Source organism: Pseudoalteromonas lipolytica (genome assembly GCF_001306915.1).
GTDB lineage: Bacteria > Pseudomonadota > Gammaproteobacteria > Enterobacterales > Alteromonadaceae > Pseudoalteromonas > Pseudoalteromonas simplex.
The window spans coordinates 1-844 of record NZ_LJTC01000030.1; the positions used below are offsets into that span (position 1 = coordinate 1).

The 844-nt window shown below is 54.0% G+C and carries 1 protein-coding gene; it reads right to left on the reverse strand.

The features are described from left to right. The coding region (locus AOG27_RS20855; protein WP_200909122.1) for an Ig-like domain-containing protein at window positions 1–844 on the reverse strand (844 nt) is incomplete at both ends.

Genomic DNA, 844 nt, shown 5'->3' on the forward strand with positions numbered 1-844 from the left:
TACCGGCGGGTAAATCTGATGTACCACTTAAGGTCACCAGTTGACCCAGTAAGAAGGTCGGCACAAAAGCAAGCTCCGGTGGAATGGTGTCGACTTCACCACTGTCACTGGCACTGCTGTTATTACCTGCTGCATCACTGATACTGGCACTGACTGTGTAGTTGCCATCGGCTAAGGCTTGCCCTGCTTCGGCGCTCCAATTACCTGAAGCATCTGTGGTGACTGTCACGCTATGGCTGATACCATCAGCATCGGTAAAGGTCACGGCGAGTGAGGTATTGGCTAAGTCTGAGGTGCCTGTGACCGTCGGCGTATTGTCGTTGGTCAGCGCTGGCGCATCAATGCTAATCGTTGGTGCCGTCACATCGATGGTGCCTGTTTCAGTATCGCTGCCTTCGTTACCCGCCGCGTCGCTCACGGTGGCCACCACGGTATAATCACCTTCAGCTAATGCCGTACTTGGCTCAACAGACCAACTGCCATCCGCTTGCACCGTCGCTGTCGCACTTTGTACATTACCGGCACTGTCAGTGATAGTAAGCAGCACTAAGCTGCCCACTGCCGCCCCAGTGGTTTGCCCACTGATGAGCGGTGTCACATCATTGCTATCGGCCAAGGTATCAAGGCTAATCGTCGGTGCGGTAATGTCGATTTCACCAGTGGCACTGGCTGTTGCTGGGTTACCTGCTTGATCACTGACCGTCGCCGTAACCGTGTATTCTCCTTCTGCTAACAACGTGCTCGCCGCCACTGACCAAGTGCCATTGCTTTGCATCACGGTAGTGACTGTGTGGCTGTTGTTGTTTGCATCGGTAAAGACCACAGTGACTGTACTGCCTTGTGG